At 67.8% G+C, this 19,878-nt stretch carries 24 protein-coding genes; 1 reads left to right on the top strand and 23 read right to left on the bottom strand.

The genetic code is table 11. The annotated features are described in order from the left end of the window. Nucleotide 1: 1 nt before the first annotated feature. From fliQ to AC1DZQ_RS21050, 8 genes are all read right to left on the bottom strand, one after another. Nucleotides 2-277 carry a flagellar biosynthesis protein FliQ gene (fliQ, locus tag AC1DZQ_RS21085; RefSeq protein ID WP_090582752.1) on the bottom strand — a complete coding sequence of 92 codons (276 nt, stop codon included), beginning with the start codon at nt 275-277 and terminating at the stop codon, nt 2-4. Continuing rightward, on the bottom strand, nt 274-1,140 hold the full coding sequence (gene fliP / locus AC1DZQ_RS21080; RefSeq protein ID WP_476965336.1) for a flagellar type III secretion system pore protein FliP: 867 nt from the start codon (nt 1,138-1,140) through the stop codon (nt 274-276). The genes fliQ and fliP overlap by 4 nt, the downstream gene beginning before the upstream one ends. Further along, the gene (gene fliO / locus AC1DZQ_RS21075) at nt 1,137-1,733 is read right to left on the bottom strand and encodes a flagellar biosynthetic protein FliO (RefSeq protein WP_476965335.1); all 597 of its coding nucleotides are present in this window, start codon (nt 1,731-1,733) and stop codon (nt 1,137-1,139) included. The genes fliP and fliO overlap by 4 nt, the downstream gene beginning before the upstream one ends. Beyond that, nucleotides 1,734-2,456 (bottom strand): flagellar motor switch protein FliN, encoded by a 723-nt coding sequence (fliN, locus tag AC1DZQ_RS21070; protein ID WP_277527758.1) that lies wholly within the window; start codon nt 2,454-2,456, stop codon nt 1,734-1,736. It abuts the gene before it with no gap. Next, nucleotides 2,453-3,349, bottom strand: coding sequence for a flagellar motor switch protein FliM (locus AC1DZQ_RS21065; protein ID WP_476965334.1), 897 nt, complete (start codon nt 3,347-3,349; stop codon nt 2,453-2,455). Before AC1DZQ_RS21065 ends, fliN begins: the two co-directional genes overlap by 4 nt. Nucleotides 3,350-3,437: 88 nt before the next feature. Then, entirely contained in the window at nt 3,438-4,262 is an 825-nt protein-coding gene (locus AC1DZQ_RS21060) for an OmpA/MotB family protein (protein WP_476965333.1), read from the bottom strand. Next, a complete protein-coding gene (locus tag AC1DZQ_RS21055; protein WP_476965332.1) occupies nt 4,259-5,074 on the bottom strand; it encodes a motility protein A in 816 nt (271 codons plus the stop codon). Before AC1DZQ_RS21055 ends, AC1DZQ_RS21060 begins: the two co-directional genes overlap by 4 nt. Nucleotides 5,075-5,076: 2 nt before the next feature. Beyond that, nucleotides 5,077-5,379: a flagellar FlbD family protein gene (locus AC1DZQ_RS21050; protein ID WP_090582763.1), complete on the bottom strand. Its 303-nt coding sequence runs from the start codon at nt 5,377-5,379 to the stop codon at nt 5,077-5,079. A 274-nt stretch (nt 5,380-5,653) separates the two neighbouring features. Here AC1DZQ_RS21050 and AC1DZQ_RS21045 point away from each other — a divergent pair, with 274 nt between their 5' ends. After that, nucleotides 5,654-6,820: a cytochrome P450 gene (locus AC1DZQ_RS21045; protein ID WP_476965331.1), complete on the top strand. Its 1,167-nt coding sequence runs from the start codon at nt 5,654-5,656 to the stop codon at nt 6,818-6,820. Nucleotides 6,821-6,942: 122 nt separating this feature from the next. Here AC1DZQ_RS21045 and AC1DZQ_RS21040 read toward each other — a convergent pair whose 3' ends face one another. The 15 genes from AC1DZQ_RS21040 to fliD form a co-directional block, all read right to left on the bottom strand. After that, the gene (locus tag AC1DZQ_RS21040) at nt 6,943-8,115 is read right to left on the bottom strand and encodes a flagellar hook protein FlgE (RefSeq protein WP_476965330.1); all 1,173 of its coding nucleotides are present in this window, start codon (nt 8,113-8,115) and stop codon (nt 6,943-6,945) included. Between the two features lie 31 nt (nt 8,116-8,146). Then, nucleotides 8,147-8,581, bottom strand: a complete 435-nt coding sequence (locus AC1DZQ_RS21035) for a flagellar hook assembly protein FlgD (RefSeq protein ID WP_476965329.1) — start codon at nt 8,579-8,581, stop codon at nt 8,147-8,149. Nucleotides 8,582-8,599: 18 nt separating this feature from the next. Continuing rightward, nucleotides 8,600-10,537 carry a flagellar hook-length control protein FliK gene (locus AC1DZQ_RS21030; RefSeq protein WP_476965328.1) on the bottom strand — a complete coding sequence of 646 codons (1,938 nt, stop codon included), beginning with the start codon at nt 10,535-10,537 and terminating at the stop codon, nt 8,600-8,602. Beyond that, nucleotides 10,534-11,235 carry a C40 family peptidase gene (locus tag AC1DZQ_RS21025; protein ID WP_476965327.1) on the bottom strand — a complete coding sequence of 234 codons (702 nt, stop codon included), beginning with the start codon at nt 11,233-11,235 and terminating at the stop codon, nt 10,534-10,536. The genes AC1DZQ_RS21030 and AC1DZQ_RS21025 overlap by 4 nt, the downstream gene beginning before the upstream one ends. Then, complete coding sequence (locus AC1DZQ_RS21020; RefSeq protein WP_476965326.1) at nt 11,232-11,666, bottom strand: flagellar FliJ family protein; 435 nt, start codon at nt 11,664-11,666, stop codon at nt 11,232-11,234. The genes AC1DZQ_RS21025 and AC1DZQ_RS21020 overlap by 4 nt, the downstream gene beginning before the upstream one ends. Then, nucleotides 11,663-12,991 carry a FliI/YscN family ATPase gene (locus AC1DZQ_RS21015; protein ID WP_476965325.1) on the bottom strand — a complete coding sequence of 443 codons (1,329 nt, stop codon included), beginning with the start codon at nt 12,989-12,991 and terminating at the stop codon, nt 11,663-11,665. The genes AC1DZQ_RS21020 and AC1DZQ_RS21015 overlap by 4 nt, the downstream gene beginning before the upstream one ends. Next, nucleotides 12,988-13,692: a FliH/SctL family protein gene (locus AC1DZQ_RS21010; protein ID WP_476965324.1), complete on the bottom strand. Its 705-nt coding sequence runs from the start codon at nt 13,690-13,692 to the stop codon at nt 12,988-12,990. The genes AC1DZQ_RS21015 and AC1DZQ_RS21010 overlap by 4 nt, the downstream gene beginning before the upstream one ends. Further along, the gene (gene fliG, locus AC1DZQ_RS21005) at nt 13,682-14,698 is read right to left on the bottom strand and encodes a flagellar motor switch protein FliG (RefSeq protein WP_476965323.1); all 1,017 of its coding nucleotides are present in this window, start codon (nt 14,696-14,698) and stop codon (nt 13,682-13,684) included. The genes AC1DZQ_RS21010 and fliG overlap by 11 nt, the downstream gene beginning before the upstream one ends. Then, nucleotides 14,695-16,305 carry a flagellar basal-body MS-ring/collar protein FliF gene (fliF, locus tag AC1DZQ_RS21000; protein ID WP_476965322.1) on the bottom strand — a complete coding sequence of 537 codons (1,611 nt, stop codon included), beginning with the start codon at nt 16,303-16,305 and terminating at the stop codon, nt 14,695-14,697. The genes fliG and fliF overlap by 4 nt, the downstream gene beginning before the upstream one ends. Beyond that, nucleotides 16,305-16,616: a flagellar hook-basal body complex protein FliE gene (fliE, locus tag AC1DZQ_RS20995; protein WP_476965321.1), complete on the bottom strand. Its 312-nt coding sequence runs from the start codon at nt 16,614-16,616 to the stop codon at nt 16,305-16,307. Before fliE ends, fliF begins: the two co-directional genes overlap by 1 nt. Next, on the bottom strand, nt 16,616-17,008 hold the full coding sequence (locus tag AC1DZQ_RS20990) for a flagellar basal body rod protein FlgC (RefSeq protein WP_476965320.1): 393 nt from the start codon (nt 17,006-17,008) through the stop codon (nt 16,616-16,618). Before AC1DZQ_RS20990 ends, fliE begins: the two co-directional genes overlap by 1 nt. Beyond that, complete coding sequence (gene flgB / locus AC1DZQ_RS20985; protein WP_476965319.1) at nt 17,008-17,349, bottom strand: flagellar basal body rod protein FlgB; 342 nt, start codon at nt 17,347-17,349, stop codon at nt 17,008-17,010. The genes AC1DZQ_RS20990 and flgB overlap by 1 nt, the downstream gene beginning before the upstream one ends. 144 nt (nt 17,350-17,493) lie before the next feature. Then, nucleotides 17,494-17,919, bottom strand: coding sequence for a hypothetical protein (locus AC1DZQ_RS20980; RefSeq protein ID WP_476965318.1), 426 nt, complete (start codon nt 17,917-17,919; stop codon nt 17,494-17,496). Beyond that, entirely contained in the window at nt 17,912-18,451 is a 540-nt protein-coding gene (gene fliS, locus AC1DZQ_RS20975; protein ID WP_476965317.1) for a flagellar export chaperone FliS, read from the bottom strand. Before fliS ends, AC1DZQ_RS20980 begins: the two co-directional genes overlap by 8 nt. Continuing rightward, on the bottom strand, nt 18,448-19,785 hold the full coding sequence (gene fliD, locus AC1DZQ_RS20970; RefSeq protein ID WP_476965316.1) for a flagellar filament capping protein FliD: 1,338 nt from the start codon (nt 19,783-19,785) through the stop codon (nt 18,448-18,450). Before fliD ends, fliS begins: the two co-directional genes overlap by 4 nt. Nucleotides 19,786-19,878: the final 93 nt, after the last annotated feature.

Raw genomic sequence — 19,878 nt, 5'->3', positions numbered from 1 at the left:
CTCACAGGCCTCCGAGCAGGGACGGGATCTTCGCGAACAGGTCGTTGGTGAACGAGACCATCTCCGAAATCATCCAGTGTCCGCAGACGATCAGGGCCACTGCCACCGCGGCCGCCTTGGGCACGAAGGACAGGGTGGCTTCCTGCAGCTGCGTGATGGACTGCAGCAGGGAGATGGCCAGGCCCACCACCAGCGCCGTGACCAGCACCGGTGCGGCGAGCTTCGCGGCCACAATCATGGCCTGGAGGCAGATGTCCAGGACCGCGTTGGCGTTCATCCTGAACCCGCATAGCTCTGGACGAGCGCGGTGATGATCAGGCCCCAGCCGTCCACGAGCACGAACAGGAGGATCTTGAAGGGCAGCGAGATCATCACCGGCGGGAGCATCATCATGCCCATGGACATCAGGGCGGCGGACACGACGAGGTCGATCACGAGGAACGGGATGAAGATGACGAAGCCGATGATGAACGCGGCACGGAGTTCGGAGATCATGAACGCCGGGATGAGGGTCTGCAGCGGGACGGCCTCAGGAGTGGCCGGGTTCTCGGCCCCGGCGGCGCGGGACATCAGGGCGATGTCCTCTTCGCGCGTGTGGGCGAGCATGAAGTGCTGCAGCGGACCCGACGCGGCGCTGACGGCACCGTTGAAGTCCAGCTTGCCGTTGAGATAGGGCTGGATTCCGAGGCTGTTCATCTCGTTGATGACGGGCCACATGACAAATATCGAGAGGAACAGGGCCAGCCCGGCCAGGACCTGGTTTGGTGGGATGGACGGCAGGGAGAGCGCGTTGCGGGTCATTGCCAGGACCACAAAGATCTTGGTGAAGGACGTCATCATCAGCAGCAGCGAGGGCGCAACGGCCAGGAGCGTGATCCCGATCAGGGTCAGGACTGCGGTGGAGGGTTTGCCGTCCGCCCCGTTGATCTGGATGTTGACGTTCCCGCCGCCGGGATTGGCAGGATCGGTCGGCGGCGCCGGCGGTACCGGGTCGATGGGTGCGGCGTGGCCCGCCGTGGCAGTGAGCCACAGCAGGAGGACGGCAAAGAGCACGACGGCGAGCCCCAGGGCCAGGAGCCTGAGGGATCGTGCGCCTGCGGTTCGCGGGCGGGTGGTGCCGGTGGCGAGCGGGAAGATCAATTGCGGCGTCCGCTCCTGAGTGCTGCGGCAGCCTGCTTCCAGGTGGAGCCGGCCAGGATGGAGCCGTGCAGCGGCGGATGGCCGGAAGCGCCGCTGGCGCCGCGGCCGGCGGGGCCGCGGGCATGGGAGCTCCCGTGCAGGGAGCTGCGGCGGGACGGCGGCAGGTCCCTGCCGCCGTCCGGGCCGTCGGCGAAATCGTCGGCGTCGTCGGCGCCATCACCTGCCGGCGTGGCTGGCTGGCGGCTGAACTGGTTGCCGGCGAGCGGGCTGGCTTCAGCGAGGATCCGGGCGAAATCTCCGAGGCCGCGGCTGGTGCCGGGGACCGGGACTTCTTCGGGTTCGGGCGGGACGTCCCCGGTGTGCAGGACGTTGACGGCGTGCTCGGTGACGCCCAGGAGGAAGCGCTGCCCGGCGGCGTCCACTACCACCACGGAGGCTTTTTGTCCGAGGCTCTGCCGGCTGACGATGGTCAAGGCGCGGTCAGCCCGGCGCCGCCCGGCGCCTTGGCCCAGCCGGCGCTGGAGGAACCACATGAGGCCAAGCACCGCGCCCAGGGCCACGAGTACCCGCAGCCCGAGGATCAGTGCGTCCATTCAGCTGAGCCCCTCGGCGACATCGAGGATCCGGGTGATCCGCACCGCGTAGTCCTGGTCGAGGACCACAACTTCGCCGTGGGCGATCAGGCGGCCGTTGAGCAGGACGTCGGCCGGGGCGCCGGCGGAGCGGTCCAGCTCGATGATCTTGCCCGGCTCCAGCGACAGCACGTCCCGGACCGACATCCGGGTGCGCCCGATCTCCACGGTCAGGGCCATTTCAATGTTGTTGATGCGGCCGAGCCGGCCGGCCACCGTGTCGCCGCCGGCGAACAAGTCCCCGGCGCGGTCCTGGCTGTTGCCGTGTTCGCGGAGCCGGACGGCAAACCAGGCCGCGGCGTTGCTGCCGTCGGAGAGTTCAAAGACAGCCGTGTCGGGATCCGAGAGGAGCCCGGAGACGTCGGATTCCCGCAGGTCGGACAGGACACCGGCCCCGAAGACTGAGCTGGCGCTTTCCATCGCGGGGCGCAGCACATCGGTCACGGAGACGTGCCCCAGCTGGGATCCTGCCCCGGCGGCCTCGTCAAGGAAGGTGCGGTCGCTGAGCATGAGGGCGAGGTCGGCGGTCACCGCGCCGACGAAGGTCGCCGTGACCGCTTGCCGGGCGTAGGCCGCAGCGGACCGGGCAGGCACCAGGGCGACAACCTTCAGGGCCACCGGGCTCGGCAGCTCCTCGACGAGCCGTTCCGCCGACAATTCGTGCTTGGTCAGGGTGATGCTCATCGTTGGTTCTCCTCGATTGTGACAATTACTGCGGCCGCGCGGGAGCCGTTGCGGGCCGGGGCGGCAGTGGCCAGCCGGGTTCCGTCCAGGGTGAGGTCAAAGGGCCGGTTTTCCAGGTGCGGCAGGGTCAGGACGTCGCCGACGGCGAGACCCAGGACCTGGCTCGGGGTAACGAACGACGTCGAGAGCCGTACCGACAGTTCCACCGGCACCTGCTCCAGTTGGGCGCTGATGCGCGCGGCGGCGTCGTCGCGGGAGTCGGTCGGGTTGACCTTCTTGAGCCGTCCCAGCAGGATGCTGGCCGGAACGGCCAGGGTGGCGGGGGCGTTGATGTCGCCGACGCTCATGGTGAAGGAGGCGACGATCATCAGTTCGCTCGGCGCGGCGGCCTGGGCGAACTGGGAGTTGTACTGGATTGTGTCCACCCGGACGGCCTCGCTGAGCAGCGGGCCCAGGGAATAGCCGAGGTCTTCGAGGGCCTCGTCCATGAGGCCCTTGATCAGCGCCTGTTCGATCTGCGTGAATTTGCGGTCCGGCATGGGCGAATCGTTGGAGGCGCCGAGCATGCGGTTGACCCAGCCGAGAGCGGCCGGGCCGGGGAACTGCACCACGAGCTTGGAATCGTGGGCCTCCACGGTGCACAGGACCATGGCGGTGACGGCGGGCAGCGAGGCGGCGTACTCGTCGTAGCTGAGCATGCTGACGTCTTCCAGGCGCACCACGGACTTGACGCGGACCTTGGCGGTGAGCTGGGTGCCCCACTGGCGGGCGAAGGTTTCGAAGGCGAGCTCCAGCACACGGCTGTGTTCGCGCGCGAGCGTCGCGGGACGGCGGAAGTCATAGACGCTGACGGTCCGCTCCCGTGCCACTTCCCGCTCATCCAGAACACTCACGGTTGCCACTATCGGCAAGGGAACGGGCGGCGTAAGCAGTACGCCCTAAGCAATCCACAGCCGGCGATACGCCGTCAGCACTGGACGCCTATTTCTTGCTCAGCTTCAGCGCCTCCGGAATCAGCGCCCGGATGCTGTCGGGCTTGTCGGAAAGGACGACGATGTCCACCCGGCGGTTCCGCTCCATGAGCGCCGGGGTGGAGTCGTCGTTGACCTGCCGGGCGGATCCGAACGCGACGGCGCCGATGGTGCCGGGGGCAATGCGGCCGTTGTCTACCATGTACCGCAGGACGTTGACGGCGCGCGCCGAGGACAGTTCCCAGGTGGAGGGGTAGGCCGTGATGCCGTTCGCCGCGTGGCCCTCGACCATGATTTCCATGCTCGCCGGCTTCAGGACCGGAGAGATGACCTGCAGCACCCGCGTTGCCCGGGAGGTGAGCTCGGGCCGGTCGGGTTCGAAGAAGGCCTGTGATCCGACGAGTTTGACCGTCAGGCCGCGCTGATCGATCTGGAACTCGACGTTCTCGCTCAGCCCGGCGGCGGCCAGTCCGGCCTGCATTTTCGCCTGCAGCGCCTTGAGCTTGTCCACTTCCTTGATCGCCTCGGCCATGTTCTCGGGGGACGCGGTTGCCGGGCCCTTGACGGCGGCGAACGCCTCGAGGTTTTTGTCGACGAGGTCCGGCGGCACCACCGTGCCCGACGCCGTGTCCACAGTTTCCGACGCGACCGCGCCGAAGCCGGTGGCCAGGGAGTTGCGGAGCTTTTCAAATTTGTTGGCGTCCACGCTGGACATGGCGTACAGGACGATGAACATGCACATCAGCACGGTGACCATGTCCATGTAAGACGCCATCCAGCGCTCGTCGACGTGGTGCTCTTCCGGTTTCTTCCGCCCGCGCCGCCTGGAACTCACGCGGCCTGGTCCAGCGTGTCGGAGTTGTCCTTGCCGCCGGCCTTCTTGCTGCCGCTGCTTTTGAGCTGGTGTTCAGGAACCATGGAGCGCAGCCTTTCGGCGAGCAGCAGGGGCTGGGCGCCGGCCTGAACGGCCAGCATGCCCTCCATCAGCAGGGTCATTCGTTCGACGTCCAGCTCCGACAGCCTGGCAAGACGGCCGCTGAAGGGAAGCCAGAGGAAGTTGGCGGACAACAGGCCCCAGAGCGTGGCGACGAATGCTGACGCAATCATGGGCCCGAGCTCGTCCGGGGTGGAGAGATTTTCCAGGACGTGGGTCAGGGACACCACGGTGCCGATGATGCCGACGGTGGGTGCGTAACCGCCGAGGCTGGCGAAGAATTTCGTGGTGGAGTGGTCGCTGCGGGACTTCGAGTCGATCTCGTCCTCCATCAGTATCCGGAGTTCTTCGGCGTCGGTGCCGTCGGCAATGTTCTGCAAGGCGCGCGTCAGGAAAGGATCCTTAACGCTGGCGGCTTCCTCCTCCAGGGACAGCAGGCCCTCGCTGCGCGCTTTTTCCGCGAACCGGACCACTTGGTCGATGCTTTCCTGCGGTTTAGACGTCTTGCCTACGAACATGTTGGGGAGGGCCTTGAAGGCCTGAATGACGTCTTTGAGGGTGTTGCCTGCGATCCCGACGGCGAGGGTGGCACCGAAGACCAGGACCATGGGGGCCGGCAGCAGGAGCGAGGTGACGCTGCCGCCTTCCATGGTCACCATGGCGATAACGGAGCCAAAGGCGAGGAGCAGTCCTATGACTGTTGCGGGATCCATCGTTACTTTCTGGGTTGCGCGGGCGCCGTGGGACCGGCGCCGTCGTCGTAGGGGTCCTCATCCGGATCGTCGGTCCGGACCAGGCTTAGCGGATAACCGGTGATGGCCGGAAAGTCCCGGGCCTTGCTCAGGATGTACGCCCGGTAGTCGGCGATGAGCTCGACAACTTCCGCGAGGCTTTCCAGCACCACGTAGGCTGCGCCGTCGAGCGTCACCAAATGCGTATCCGGGCTCTCGTGGATGCGCTCAATAAGGTCCGGATTGACCGCGAAGCGCGTTCCGTTGAGGCGTGTGACGACGATCATGGGCCGATTCTGCTCTGTGAGGGGAAGGGTGTTCTCCTCCGTACTGTCGGCAGGACCGGCCCCTTCGTTAGGCGCCTTGGTGACGTGCCGGTTCCGCGGGGGCGGCCTACGTGGGCCAGATGGCCCGTGCCAAGGCTGTGGCGCGGTATTAGCGTGGGAGCTGATGGGGCCACGCGGCCCGCCCCGTTGGACGTCTGCTCTGTTGCAGTTCCTCCCAAGCAGTTGGTCCATTGCCAGGAAGTGACGGCCGTCCGCCTCGTCAGGAAGGCCAGCCATGGCGCCATTTCCGGCTCTGGAGCAGCCGTTAAACCCGTTTCCCCGCTACGAAGCCATGCGGCACGGTGAGCCCGTTTTCCAGGATCAGGAGACCGGCGTGTGGCATGTGTTCCGCTACGACGACGTGCAGCGGGTCCTGTCCGAGCACGCCACGTTTTCTTCCCGGATCGGCGGGGACAACCCCACCGAAACGGGCCAGCTCTTCGCCGCCAGCCTGATCAACACGGACCCGCCCAGGCACCGCCAGTTGCGTTCCCTGGTGTCCCAGGCGTTCACGCCACGGTCGGTGGAAGCGCTCGGCCCGCGCATCTCGGAACTCACCGACGAGTTGCTGGACCCGGCAGTTGCTGCCGGCGCCGCGGACCTGATCGACCAGCTGGCCTATCCGCTGCCGGTCATTGTGATCGCCGAACTGATGGGCATCCCGGCCGCGGACCGGGACCGCTTCAAGCAGTGGTCCGACGTGATCGTGAGCCAGACCCGCCCGGGCGCCGACGAGTCCGGCCACACGGCCGCACACCGGGAAATGGCGGAGTACTTCATGGGCATGATCGAGCAGCGGCGGCGTCGCCCGGGCCATGACCTCATCAGCGCCCTCCTCGGGGCCGAGATCGACGGGCAGAAGCTCAGCGTCATCGAGCTGCTCGGATTCTGCAGCCTGCTGCTGGTTGCCGGCAACGAGACCACCACCAACCTGATCGGCAATGCGGTGCTGTGCTTCACCGAAGTGCCGGGCACGGCGGAGCGCCTGATCGCCGAGCCAGCCCTGCTCCCGCAGGCGATCGAAGAGGTGCTGCGGTACCGCTCCCCTGTCCAGTCCATGTACCGGATCTCCGCCGTCGACACGGCGCTGCGCGGCCTGCAGATCCCCGCGGGATCACCGATCGTGGCCTGGATCGGCTCGGCGAACCGTGACGGGGAGCAGTTCCCGCACCCGGACGTGTTCGACGTCGGACGCTCACCGAACCGTCATCTCGCTTTCGGGCAGGGCGTCCACTTCTGCCTCGGCGCTCCCCTGGCCCGGCTCGAGGCCAAGATCGCGCTGCAGGCCGTGCTCTCCCGGTTGCCCGGGCTGGCCGTGGATCCCGGGGCGCAGCTGGAGCGGATGGAAAGCACGATCGTCTATGGAGTGAAACAGCTCCCCGTGTCCTGGCGGGCGGCCTGACGGCGAGCGCGACCGTCCGCCCCGGCCCCAGCCGCCCCGTTGCCCTATCAGTTGTGGCTGCTTTGCCGGCCGAATGACAGCCGTGAGTGATAGGGCAACGGGGAGGGCGGGGGCTAGAGGAGTTAGCGCTTGAGCTGGGTCAGTTCCTGCAGAACCTCATCCGAGGTGGTGATGATGCGGGCGTTGGCCTGGAACCCGCGCTGCGCAACGATCAGGTTGGTGAATTCCTGGGACAGGTCCACGTTCGACATTTCCAGCGAGCCGCTGGTCAGGGTGCCCATGCCGGGGTCGCCCGCGGCACCCAGCTGCACCCCGCCGGAGTTGCCCGTGGCCACGTAGGAGGAACCGCCGGCCTTCTCCAGACCCACCGGGTTGGTGAACTTGGCGAGTGCAATCTTGGCCAGGACCTGCTTGATGCCGTTGCTGAAGGACCCTACCAGCGAACCGTCGTTGCCCAGCGTGTAGGACTCAAGCTTGCCCACAGCGGCACCGTTCTGGGCGCTAACCGTCAGGGAGCTCATGGAGGCATAACCGGAGACCTTGGAGAGATCGATCGTGATGCCGGATACCGTCAGGGGCCCACTGGGAGTGAGCTGACCGTTCGGCTGCTGCGCGAGCGTGATGTTCGACGTCGTTGCCCCGTCCTTTGCAGTGACGTTCCAGCCGGTGGCGCTCTTGGCGAAGGTCACGTTCAGGCTGCGCTCGGCGCCGGCGGCGTCATAGACCTTGACGACGCGGTCCAACGGAGCGTCGGTCACGAGGGCGTCGCTGGGCAGGTTTCCATCCATCGTCACCGTGTCCGTTGCCTTGGCCACCATGGTGTTGGGGTTCAGCGTGATGTCGCCGACTGGGGAGCCAGCGTTGATGACGCCGTTGGTGGCGGTCCAGCCCTGCAGGATTCCGCCGTCGGGGCTGACCAGCTGGTTGGCCGCGTCCGGGCTGAAAGCGCCGGCGCGCGTGAAGAGCTGGCTGCCGCCCTTGCTGGTCACGAAGAAGCCGTCGCCGGAAATCATCATGTCGGTGGCGCGGCCGGTGCTCTGCGAGGAGCCCTGGGCGAAGTTGGTGGTGACACCGGCCACCCGGACGCCCAGGCCAATCTGGGCGGGGTTGCTGCCGCCGGTCTGGGCCTGCGGGCCGGTGGCACCCTGCTGCAACTGGGACAGGGTGTCCTGGAACTGGGTGGAGGAGGCCTTGAAACCGGCGGTGTTGACGTTGGCGATGTTGTTGCCAGTGACGTCCAGCATGGTCTGGTGGGCGCGGAGGCCCGAGATTCCGGAGTACAGCGAGCGGAGCATGGGAACTGCCTTTCTACGGGTGAAGAAGTGGTTAGGAAGCGGCCGGAGCAGTGAGCCCGGTGATGGAGTCGAGGGGAACGGAGAGGTCGCCGATCGTGACGGACGGGACCGATCCTGCATAGCTGACGGAACTGGCAATGCCTGTCCCGGTGGTGCCGTCCGCGAGGGTGTAGCCAACCGAGTGGCCAATCAGCTGGGCCGCCGCCGTCCGCATCTGGAGGGAGAAGCCCTCCTTGCTGTTGCTGGTCAGTTCAGTCATTTTTTCCATCATGGAGAGCTGGAGGGTCTGGCTCATCATCTGGTTGGTGTCCATGGGCGCGCTCGGGTTCTGGTTCTTGAGCTGCGTCACGAGCAGGGACATGAACACGTTGGCATCCATGGTCTGTGAGGGTGTCCGCACGGCAGAAGCCTGGACGGCCTCCCCCGCAGCCGCTACCGGCTGGGGTGCGATCGGCTGAATCGTCATAAGTCGCGTTCCTTCGTGTCAGACAAGAATGTCGAGGGTGGTCTGGGGGCCGTTCAAGATCCTGGCGGTGCGTATGGCTTGATCATCGGCCAGCGCGTCCCAGCGGTGTCCGGGCCGCGGCTCGGCCGGACCGTTCCGGCCACCCGGACCGGAACCGCTACCGCCGGGGTCACGACCGGCGGCGAGCTGGCCGCCGGCCCGGTCCTGGCCCGTGCCGTGCTGGGCACCGTGCTGTCCGAAACCGGGGCCGCTGTGGTCGGAGAGGTCGAGGCTGGCTCCGAATCCGGCGCCATGCAGTTCCCTACGGAGTTCGGGCAGGATCCCGCGGACCGCTTCACGTCCCGCCTCGCCCGGGGCGAAGAGCTCAATCCGGACGCCCGCGGCGTCGATCTGGGCCCGGACCGTCAGCGGACCGAGATCTTCCGGGCTGATCTTGAGGGTCATGATGTGCTGGCCGTGGGGCGCCCCTACGAGGGTGAAGAGCGGTTTGGCCAGCTGGGGCTGGAGGGGTGCCGCGAAATGGGCTGCCGGCGGGGACGCAGACTGGATCGCCGGCTGGGCAGCGGTCTGGGTAGCTGGCTGGGGCACGGTTGCCGCTGCCATAGCCGGCTGGGCGGGTAGTGCCCCCGCCGCCGGGGCTCCGTTTTCCGGATCGGACGGAGACTGTGCGGCGTTGGGCGCCGGTGCCGGGACGGGGTCCGTCAGGAAGTCGGCGTGCGCGGGAGCCGTTGCGGGTGCGGATGCGGATGGCGGTGCGGGGGCGGGAGACATGCTGCCGGACTGGGCGCTGCTGGACGGCGGGGTCGGGGCGGTCGGCGCTTGTCCGGGCGCGGACGGAGCGACGGCGGAGACGCTCGCCCCGTTGACGGCGAGCCCGGACACGGCCGAGGCGGCGGCCGCTGGCGAAGCACCATGCACAGAGCCAAGTCCCGGCACGGTCTGTGCCGCCCCTGCCCCGCTCGGAGCCGCGGACGCTGCCGAAGCTGTGGCCGCGACCTGCATCGTGGCTGCCGGAGCCACGCCGGCAGATGCAAACTCGGGCGACCCACTGAGCACCGGGGCGAGACCAGGCGCAAGACTGATCCCCGCGGCGCCGGTGGCAGTCGGGGCCGGCAGCGAGCCCGGCGGCGATGCCGCAACAGAAACCGGTGCAGGGGCCACGGCATCTGCCGGCGCAGCCGTCAGGGCAGAATCCTGCCCAGCGACCGGCCAGCCGGCTGCTGCATCGGGCCCGGCCAACGGGACTGCGCCCGCGGTCCGCGAGGCCGCACCGGCGCGCGACTTACCGTCCGGCATGGTCCCAGCGGGGACGGCGACGGCCGTCTGGCGCCGCGTGGCGGCCAATCCCGTGTCAGCGGCTGTGGCCTGGGCTGCGGCGGCCGGCACCTCCGCGTTGAGAACGGCCGTTGTTGCGGAGGCCGTGGCGGCCTGCACAGCAGTACGGGAACCATCGTGACCGTAAGACGCCGGGGCAACGGCCTGCGCTGCCTGTCCGGCCGGCGCGGCCTGTGCAAGCTGTGCAAAGGAGACAAACTGGGCTGACGAAAACTCGGCTGGGGCAAACTGGGCCGGCCCAAGGCTGGCGATGCCGGCCGAAGCGGCGTCGGTCCCCGGAGCGGCCCCGGAAGCAGCGACTTCCGCCGGCGCAGGGTTCGCGGGGGTGCCGGCCGTCGATGGACTGTCCGTGCCGCCGTCGTGCTTCGGCATTTCCGCCGCCCCGGGATCGGCCGCCAGCCCGGCAGCACCGCCCGCCTCTGCAGCGGTGCTTTTGCCTGCTGTGCTGTTGCCTGCTGTGCTGTTGCCCGCTGTGTCTTGGACGTCGTTGAGGACCGCGTCGAAGGACGCGGCAGCCGTGTTTGCGTTCTCGTTGCCGGGCCGCGGGTCCGCGCCCTGTCGGGTCGCCCGGACCGGCGCTGCCAGCGCAGCCGCAAGATCCGCCGATGCCGCGGCCTTCATGATGCCGCCCCTGCGGGAACGATGCGCCGGATGGAGGTCAGATTGGACTGCTGTTCCCAGGCATTGCGGATCTGGATGGTCTTGCCGGGCACGGGAGCGTCGATCGCCTTTCCGTTGCCCAGGTAGATGGAAATGTGGTTGCCGCCGAAGCTCACCAGGAGGTCGCCGGGTTTGGCCTCGGCAAGGGACGCCACCGGGGTGCCCTGGCGCATCTGGTCGCTCACCACGCGGGGAATCTCCACACCGAGGTCTTTGAAGACCCGCTGGGTGAAGCCGGAGCAGTCCATGCCGGTGGCCGGGTTGGTCCCGCCCCACACATAGGGAACACCGATGTACTTCTTCGCCACGGCCACCACGTCGTTGCCCGTCGCGGCACCGCCCGTGTGGACGGTTCCCGTTGCCTTGGCGCCGGTGAGCGCGGCGGTCCCGGCCGCCGTCGTGCCGCCCAACCCCAGCGACGTGCCCAACCCCAGGCCGTCCGTGAGGGACGAGCCATCCGTTGCGCCGCTGCCGCCCAGTGCCGCGGCAAGTGCCTGGGTGAATGTGGCGGAGTCGCCTGTGCCGGTGGCGGTCGCGAGCGAGGACGCAGCTGCAGCCTTGGCCGCGGCAGCGCTGGTTTCCGCGGCCGCGGGCCGGCTCAGTTCCGCGATCATCGACTGGATGCCCTGCATCCGGCCAATCGCTTCGGTCATGCTCATGGCTTCACCTGCTGCTCATCGCGGTGCCAGAGCGTCGAGGCGATCTCGTCGAGGGCCGACTGTTCGGCGCGCAGGTCCGCGGAGTTGACCTCGGCGTCGTGCCGGGCTTGCAGTTTTTCCAGCCCCACGGACCGCGTGCGGGCAGCGATGAACTCGGCGCGAGCCTTGGTTTCCTCGGCCTCGGCCAGGCGGGTGAGGTTTTGCAGGTCCGCGAGCATGCTGTGCGAGGAAGACCGGGCGGCGGCCACGGCGCGCAGGGAGGCCGAGCTGGAGATGGGGTCATCCGTGGCGGCCAGCTCGCGGCGGGCGGCGGCTTCGCGGACCCGGACGGAGCTGGAACGTGAGCGGGCGCGCGCCAGCCCGGTCGCCGCCTGGTCCTGCTGGAGCTGGCGGAGGCGCAGGAGGCCGGCCAGTGAGAATTCGCGGTTCATGCTGCTGCTCCCAGGATCGAAGTGAGGTAACCGAGCCGCTGCCAGGACTCGGGGTGGGCCGTGGATTCGTCCATCGGCTGCTGCAGGAAACCGCTGACGTCGTGCTCGTGGTTCAGGGCTGCGTCCACCAGCGGGTTGGTCCCGGCCTGGTAGGCGCCGACGTCGATCAGGTCCTGCGCCGCCTTGCGGGCCGCGAGGACCCGGCGGAGTGTGGCCGCGGACTCCAGGTGCGGCCGGGAATTGACCTTGCTGGCCACCCGGGACACGGATCCGAGCACGTCCACGGACGGGAAGTGCCCCGTGACGGCAAGCTTGCGGTCCAGGACCACGTGGCCGTCCAGGATGGAACGGGCGGCGTCGGCAATGGGCTCATTGTGATCGTCGCCGTCCACCAGGACGGTGTAAATGCCGGTGACGGAGCCTGTTTCGGCCGTGCCGGCCCGCTCCAGCAGCCGCGCCAGGATGGAAAAGGTCGACGGCGGGTAGCCGCGGGTGGCCGGGGGCTCGCCGGCCGAGAGGCCGATCTCGCGCTGCGCCATGGCCACCCGGGTCAGGGAGTCCATCATGAGGACCACGTCCTGGCCCTGGTCGCGGAAGGACTCGGCGATCCGGGTGGCGGTGAAGGCTGCGCGCATGCGCATGAGGGCGGGTTCGTCGGAGGTGGCGACCACCACCACGGAGCGCGCCAGGCCGGCGGCGCCGAGGTCGTCCTCGAGGAACTCGCGGACTTCGCGGCCGCGTTCGCCGACGAGGGCGATCACCGAGACCTCGGCGTCGGTACCGCGGGCGATCATCGAGAGCAGGGAGGATTTGCCGACGCCGGAGCCGGCAAACAGACCCATGCGCTGGCCCTTGCCCAGCGTCGTCATGGTGTCCAGGACGCGCACGCCGGTCTGCAGCGCGGTATCGATGCGGGCGCGTTTCATGGCGTTCGGTGACTCGTTGTCGATCGGCACGCGCGGCCCGCTGAGCAGTGGGCCCTTGCCGTCGATCGGGCGTCCCAGGCCGTCAAGGACCCGGCCGAACAGGCCCCGCCCGGTGGGAACCAGCACTGCGCTGCCCTTGGCGCGAACCGGGTCACCGGCAGCCACGCCGGCCAGCCGGCCCAGCGGCATGCAGCGCACGGAGCCGTCCAGCGCCGCGACGACTTCGGCGTCGAGGCCCGGGTTCTCCCCCACGGTCACGAGGTCGCCCAGCGCGCAGTCCAGTCCTGACACTTCCAGGCCCAGCCCGATGACCGAGGTGACAACGCCGACCCTTTGCGGGGCAGCCGCGGCCAGCGCGGCGGCATAGTCGGCCCCCTTCGGCCGCCACCCGGCGATCATGCCCGGCCCCGGTAGGCGCCGGCGTCGAATTCGGCGTGGCCGGACTCTCCCAGCAGCGAATCTCCCGGCACTGCGTCTCCCAACGCTGCGTCGCCCAGCAGCGCCGCACGGGCACGCCCCAGGGCTGTACGGAGGCTGGCGTCGAACCAGCCGTGCTGGTATTCGACCTTCGCGTCGCCGCGGCCCAGGGAGGGGTCCGCGATGAGCGGCAGCCCGGCGGGCAGTTCCTGGCCTTCCCGGCTGAGGACCTCGATGTCCGCCGGATGGAGCCGGATGGCCAGCATCGTGGCGGCGTCGTTTCCGGAGAGGGCGCGGGCCAGGGCGGCACGTGCGGTCCGGGTGCCTTCGGCCAGTTCGTAGCCGAGGACGGCCTCGGCCAGTTCCAGCGCCGTGCGGGCCAGGATTTCTTCGGCGTCCTGGAGGGCCTGCACGTTGCGGTGTGCGAAGTCGGTCCGGGCCACGGCGAGGGCGCGCACGGCACGGTCCAGGTCCTGTTGCCCGGCGGCCAGGGAGGCGGCCTGTTCAGCGGCCATCCGGTCCCGCCAGCGGCGCTGTTCCTTCGCGGCGGCGCGCACACCGGCGGCATAGCCTGCGGCGTGGCCTTCCGTATAGCCGGCCTGCTCGGCGGCCGGGCCGTTCGCCCGCAGCGAGGGAAAGACGATCCGCGCCGGGGCAGGGGCAGCGCCGCTGTCAGTAGACATAGTCTTCCTCGTCCCCGCGCTGGATGGTGATCTGGCCTTCGGCCTCGAGCTCGCGGATGGACCGGACGACGGCGGCACGCGCCTCTTCGATCTGCGAGGCACGCAGCGGCCCCAGGGCGGCGATCTCGGATTCGAGGATTTCCAGGTTGCGCCCGGAGACGTTGGTGGTGATGGTTTCCAGGACCGGCTCGGAGGCACCCTTCATGGCCATCGACAGGACGGCCGCGTCCAGTCCGCGCAGCACCAGCTGCACGTCGCGGCGCTCCAGTTTCACGATGTCGTCGAACGTCACCATCTGTGCCCGGATCTCCACCGCGAGGTCTGGATCGAGTAGGTCCAGGCCGTCCAGCACGGACCGTTCCGTGCCGGCGTCGGTCCGGTTGATGATCTCCAGCAGCGGCTGGATGCCGCCGACCACCTTGGAGGCCTGCTGGGACACGGCGGCGCCGCCGCGGAGTTTGAGGGTGTCCGCGACGATTCCGATCGCCTCGGGCGCGCCGGATCCCATGGTGGCGATGCTGAGGGCGACGTCGGCGCGCAGCGAGCCGGGCAGCCCGGACATCACTGCCGAGGCCTTGCGCGGGCTGAGGTGGGCGAGGACCAGGGCGATGGTCTGCGGCAGTTCGCCGTCGATCAGGGCCAGGATCTGCACGGGTTCGATGTCTTCGAGGAACTCAAAGGACTTGCCGGCCATGTTGACCGTCAGGCGGTTCATGAGTCCGGCGGCCCTTTCCGAGCCGAAGGACGCCTCCAGCAGGCCCTCGGCGAGTTCCCGGCCGCCCCGGGCCTGGCGCGTGGTTGTCAGCGCGGCCTGGTGGAAGTCCTTCATGATCTGCTCGGTGACGTCAGAGTCCACCTTCCGGAGCTTGACGATCTCCCCGGCAATCTCTTCCGCCTCGGTGTCCGTGAACTGGGCCATGACCTTGGCGGCGTTCTCAGGGCTCATCTGCATCAGGACTACGGCGGCGCGCTGGGTGCCGGTGAGTAGCGTATCGGCTGGTTTCATGCCGGTTGCCTGTCATCCATGAGGCTGCGCAGGTAATCGGCGGCCCGCTCCGGGTTGGCGGCGACCATGCTGTCGATTTCAAACCGGCGCCGCTCGGATTCCAACTGCTCGGTGCTCGGACCCGGAAGCGGGGGCAGGGCGGTGATCGGGATCGCCGATGTCGCCGGCGCGGGCGGGAGGGCCACAACGGGCGGGGCCACCGGCATGATCTCCAGGTTCAGGCGTTCGCCGAGGTCCACAGGCTCGCGCTTCTGGCGGCGCCGCAGGATGATCGTGACCACCAGGGCCAGGATCAGCAGGCCGAGCAGGATGCTGCCCGCGGTGACGAGGGTTCCGAAGAACGCGGCCTGCTTTTCGGCTTCGGCGTTGGCCTTCGCATCTGCGAGCGCTCTGGCGGCGTCGTCGGCGGCGGCGGTGCTGAACGGCACAACCTCAACCGTGACCACATCGCCGCGCGCGGTGTCGGCTCCGGCCGCGGAGGTGATGAGATTCTTCAGCGAAGCAAGGTTCAGGCCGCCGGCGGCCGCCTGGCTGACGGCCACGGAGATGGTCTGCCGCTTGATGGCACCGGCAGGGATGACCCGGTCCTCGGTGACCTTGTTGACGGCGTTGTTCTTGGTCGCGGTGGAGGAATCGAAGTTGCCGTTGCCTCCCGTGCCGCCGGGCACAGCGATGTTGTCCGGGCCGAGTACGCCCGCGGCACCTCCGCCGGTGCCCGTGTATTTCTCGGTCTTGGAGGATTCACTGAGCGGCAGGGCGCCGGCCGTGTTGGAGAAAGTCTCGCTCTTCTGCTGCGCGGATTCGCCCGTAACGTCGGCAGCGACGGCCACGGTGGAGTTGCCCGGGCCCACCACGCGGTCCATGACGGCCCTGACGGCGTCAGAGGTGCGCAGCTGGTAGTCGCTGGCCTGCTTCGTGGACGATCCGGCGGCCCCGCCGCCAACGGTGGAGAGCACATTGCCCTGGGAATCGACCACCGAGACGTTGGCGGGCTTGAGGTTTTCGATGGCGGCAGAGGTCAGGTGGACAATCGCCTGCACCCTGTCACCGGACAGGGTGGCGCCGGCGTCGGTCTCGATGAACACCGAGGCGGTGGTGTCCGGGGCCTTGGACACAAACACAGTCTTTTCGGGGATGGCGAGCCGGACGGCGGCGGTCTTGACGCCATCCATCGCGGAGATCGTGCTGGCAAGTTCGCCTTCGAGGGCGCGTTTGTACGTGACGGACTGCTGGAACTCCGAGGACGTCACGCCCATCTTGTCCAGCAGGGAGTAGCCGGTGGCGGCGGCAGTCGGCAGGCCCGCGGCCGCGGCCTTGAGGCGCTCGTCGTAGACCTTGTCCTGAGGCACCATGATGGTGGATCCGCCGTCGCTGAGCTCGTACGGAACGTTGTCCTTGCGGAGCTGTTCGACGATTCCGTTGGCGTCGGTGGTCTGCAGGCCGGAAAACAGCGGGGTGAGCACCGGGCGGGTGAGCCAGGCGGACAAGGCCACGATGCCCACCACCAGCAGGGCGGCGCCAAGCACGGCCAACGTCCGCTGGCCGGTGGTGAAGCTCTTCAGGCTCGCGCCGAAGCGCTGGAAGAAGACGGTTATCTGCGGAGGCATCAGGCCTGCATCCTCATGATCTCGTTGAACGCGTCAACGCCCTTGTTGCGCACGGTGGCCATGAGTTCCAGCGTCACCTGGGCACGGGTAGCGGCAAGGGTGGCGTTGTGGATGTCGTCCAGGTTGCCGGTCACGGCAGAGACAGCCAGCTGGTTCGACGTCGACTGCAGCTGCTGGAGGTTATCCACCGCCCCGGTGAGGGACGTTGCAAAGGCGGAGCCGTCCGTGCCGGCAACGGGGGCCGCTCCGGCGCCTGTCACATAGTTTGTCGGCAGGACACCCTGGACGGGGGCGATGGGGGTGACAGTCATTAGGAGCGTCCAATCTCAAGGGCAGCCATGTAAGTTTCGCGGGCGCGGTCCACAACCTGCGCGTTGGCCTGGTAGCCGCGTTGGGCGATGATGAGCGCACCCATCTGTTCGGCCATGTCGATATCCGGGTACTTCACGTTGCCGTTGGCGTCAGCCAGCGGGTGGTCGGGCTGGTAGACGATCCTGCCCTCGGCGTTGCCGAGCTGAGTGCTCTTGACGTACACGCCGGTGCCCTCCGACCCTTCTGTGGCCTCGACGTAGCGGGCCCGGAAGGCAGGGCCGGACGTGGCGGAGGCGTTGTTCATGTTGGCGAGGTTGTCCGAGACGGCATCGAGCCACTTGCGGTGGACGGTGAGGGCGGAACCGGCGATGCCGATCATGTCGAAGGTCATCAGCTGGTCCTCAGGGCGGAACGAACGGCGGTGAACTCGTTGCCGGCGGCGCGGGCGGCGAATTGGAACCGCAGCACGGTGTCGATGTTGGACAGGGTCTCGGTGTCCAGGTTGACGTTGTTGCCGTTGAGCTGGGTGGGCTCCAGGGATTCCGCCGTGGTTGCCTGGATGTGGCCGTCCCCGGACTTCACCGATGCCGCGAGGGCATCCTCAAAGCTGACGCGCTTCGCGTGGTAATTCGGCGTGTTGACGTTCGCGATGTTGTTCGCGATGGTCCGCTGGCGCAATGCCAGCCCGTCCATGGCACTGGCCAAGGCGGCGGAAGTCACGGATTCGAGCACAGAGTCCTGCCTGGGAAGGTGGGGGTGGCCGATCCGTGGCCGGTAAACGAGCGATCCGTGCTCTTACAGTGGTTATCGGCACTGGTCAGCGCCGCGTTAGGCGAAAATGCAACAGTTCTTTCGAAGATTTGAGCAGAGGAGACTTCAGCCGTTGACGTCGAGGTAGATGGCGGCGGAAGACTCCCCCACGCCAGGTATCGAGGACACCGCCTGGAGCTGACGGGCCACGTCCAGACGGGCTTCATCGAGCCGGAGGGCAACGCGTTCCTGGGCGGCGGCCAGGGCGGCCGCGCGACGCCGCGCAGCAGCCGGCAGCGGTCCGGGCCGGGTGGGCGGCGTCCAGCGTTCCACGGGCAGCGGCGCCACGTGGTTGTGGGATGCGGCGGACAGCGGGCCCAGCGGATCCTTCAAGGTACGTTCGGCGGCCTGAACCGCCATTTCGAACACATCCAGGACAGCCATCCAGGCCGCCAGGGCTGTGTCAACGGCCGCTGACTCGGTCAGGTTTGATGCGGTGTGGTTGGAACCGGCCCGCCCTAGGCCGATATCCGAGTCAGGCTGCTCAGCCAAAACCGAGACTCCCGCCGCCTGTTCCGCCCTGGGTGCTCCACGCCCCGGCTGCCGAGAAGGCGGCGGGGGCTGGTGCGGGGAACGCTGCTGCGGTTCCGTGACGTGCGGCGGCAGGCGCCGGGACGGCAGCCGCGGCCTCGTGCCAGGCCTGGCGCAGCGGTTCCAGCAGTTCGATGGCTTCGCGGGTCAAGGCCTGGTCGCGCTGGATGTTGGCGTTGACCAGGGCCGTAAAGGCGTAGTTATAGAGGCCGATCAGCCCGTCGGCGCCATCCCAGGAATCGGTCTTCAAGGACGAGACGAGCTCGGCAATAATGGCCTGCGCGTGCAGGAGGTTTTCCGAAGCGACGGGCCAGTTGGCTCCCTGCTGCGCTGTTTCCGCCCGGCCAAGGTCCAGGAGGAGGCGGTCGTAGAGCATGGTGAGCAGGCGCGCCGGCGGGGCCGAGAGGACGGAGTCTTCGAGGTACTGGTTACGCTGGGCAGCGCTTCCGAACCCACCTGCGCCGTAACCATTGCCGTAGGCATTGATGGTCATGATGAACTACTTCCTGAGGAGAGGCCGGCGAGCTGGGAGGTAAGCCAGGACTGCTGGGCTTTCATGTTGCTTAGCGCCACTTCGAGGCCGGAGTAAGTGCGCTGGAGCGTTGCTTTGCGTGAGGCGAGGCGAGTGTCCCAGTCGCTGATCCGGTCGGCCAGGTCTCGGACTTCGGACTGCTGGCCGGTGATGGTGGTGGTCAGCGTGCCGTTGTACTTGTCCGACGCCGCAGTGGCCGCGGTGGCGATGCGCCCGGCGATCTCCTGCACCTTGGCGGCAGTCCCCGCGGGATCGGCAGCGAGGGCGGCAGCAAACTTGGTGGCGTCGAATTCCATGCTGCCGGTCTTGGTGATGCTGATGCCAATTTCCGACGGCGAGCGCGGCGGGGTGCCGACCGGCAGGGACGCGGCAGAGAGGATACTTTGGTTGACCGAACGCACGGTGCTGTCCCCGGCAAAGATCCCCGCGCTCGTGGTGGTGCCGCTGGTGTTGGTCGTGGTGCTCACCGCGGTCCTGCTCGCCACGAGGGAGAAGATGCCGTTAGCACCTGAGACGAGATCCGAGGCAAGCTTGGTGATTCCCGCGTTGTCACGGGCAACCGTGAGTACAACCGGAGTCGCGGTTACTTCCTTGGCGGTTACGGACACGCCAGGCAGAAGATCCGTGAAGGTGTTGGTCGAAGACTTGATGGGGGTCTGGATGTCGATTGAGCTCGTCGGCCAGAGCACAATCTGAGCGTCCTGCGGAGCCGTGACATTGGAGAAAACTCCAACTGGATCGGTGACGGTGAACTTACCGGCCTCGCCGGACTTCGTCGCGGTGAACTGGATTCGGAAGTCCCCGCCGCCGACAGCCACCTTGCTGGCGGTGACGCCGGCGCCAGCGGCGTTCACTGCGGTAACGACGTCGTCGAGGTTGCTCCCGAGCGGCTCGATCGTATAGTCCTTGCCCCCGCTGTTGATAGTCATAGTGGTGTAGGGCCATCCCACGACGGCGTTCACCTTGGGTGTCACCGTGACCTGAGTCTGCGCGAGCTGAGTCACCTGAAAATCGATCGAACCAGCTTTTGCCGTCGAGGTTGTCGTAGCAGCAACTTTGTCGCTAGTCGTCGTCGCCGCGTAGAGGTCCATGGCGCCAGGTTTGGCCGCGGCTGTTGCCTGCGTCGCGAGTGCAGCGACTTTGCTGTTGAGCCCCTGCAGCGCAGACACCATGGACTGGATGTCGGACGACTTGTTCTTGAGCAGGGTCTGGGGGATGGCGTCGACCTGCATCACGGAACTGATGAGCGCGGTGGTATCCAGCCCGCTGGCCAAACCGTCGAGTGAGATTCCCATCGCTGCCTCTCCTTGCTGCTGCCAATTCTTGCCTGCTGAGTTTCGGAACTACGGATGTTGCGCGTAAGGGCCGGACGATGTTTGTGGCATCGT

Source organism: Arthrobacter sp. P1_C12_2 (assembly GCF_056406415.1).
The sequence above is the reverse complement of the archived record's forward strand: the minus strand, read 5'-3'. Positions and strand labels throughout refer to the sequence as shown.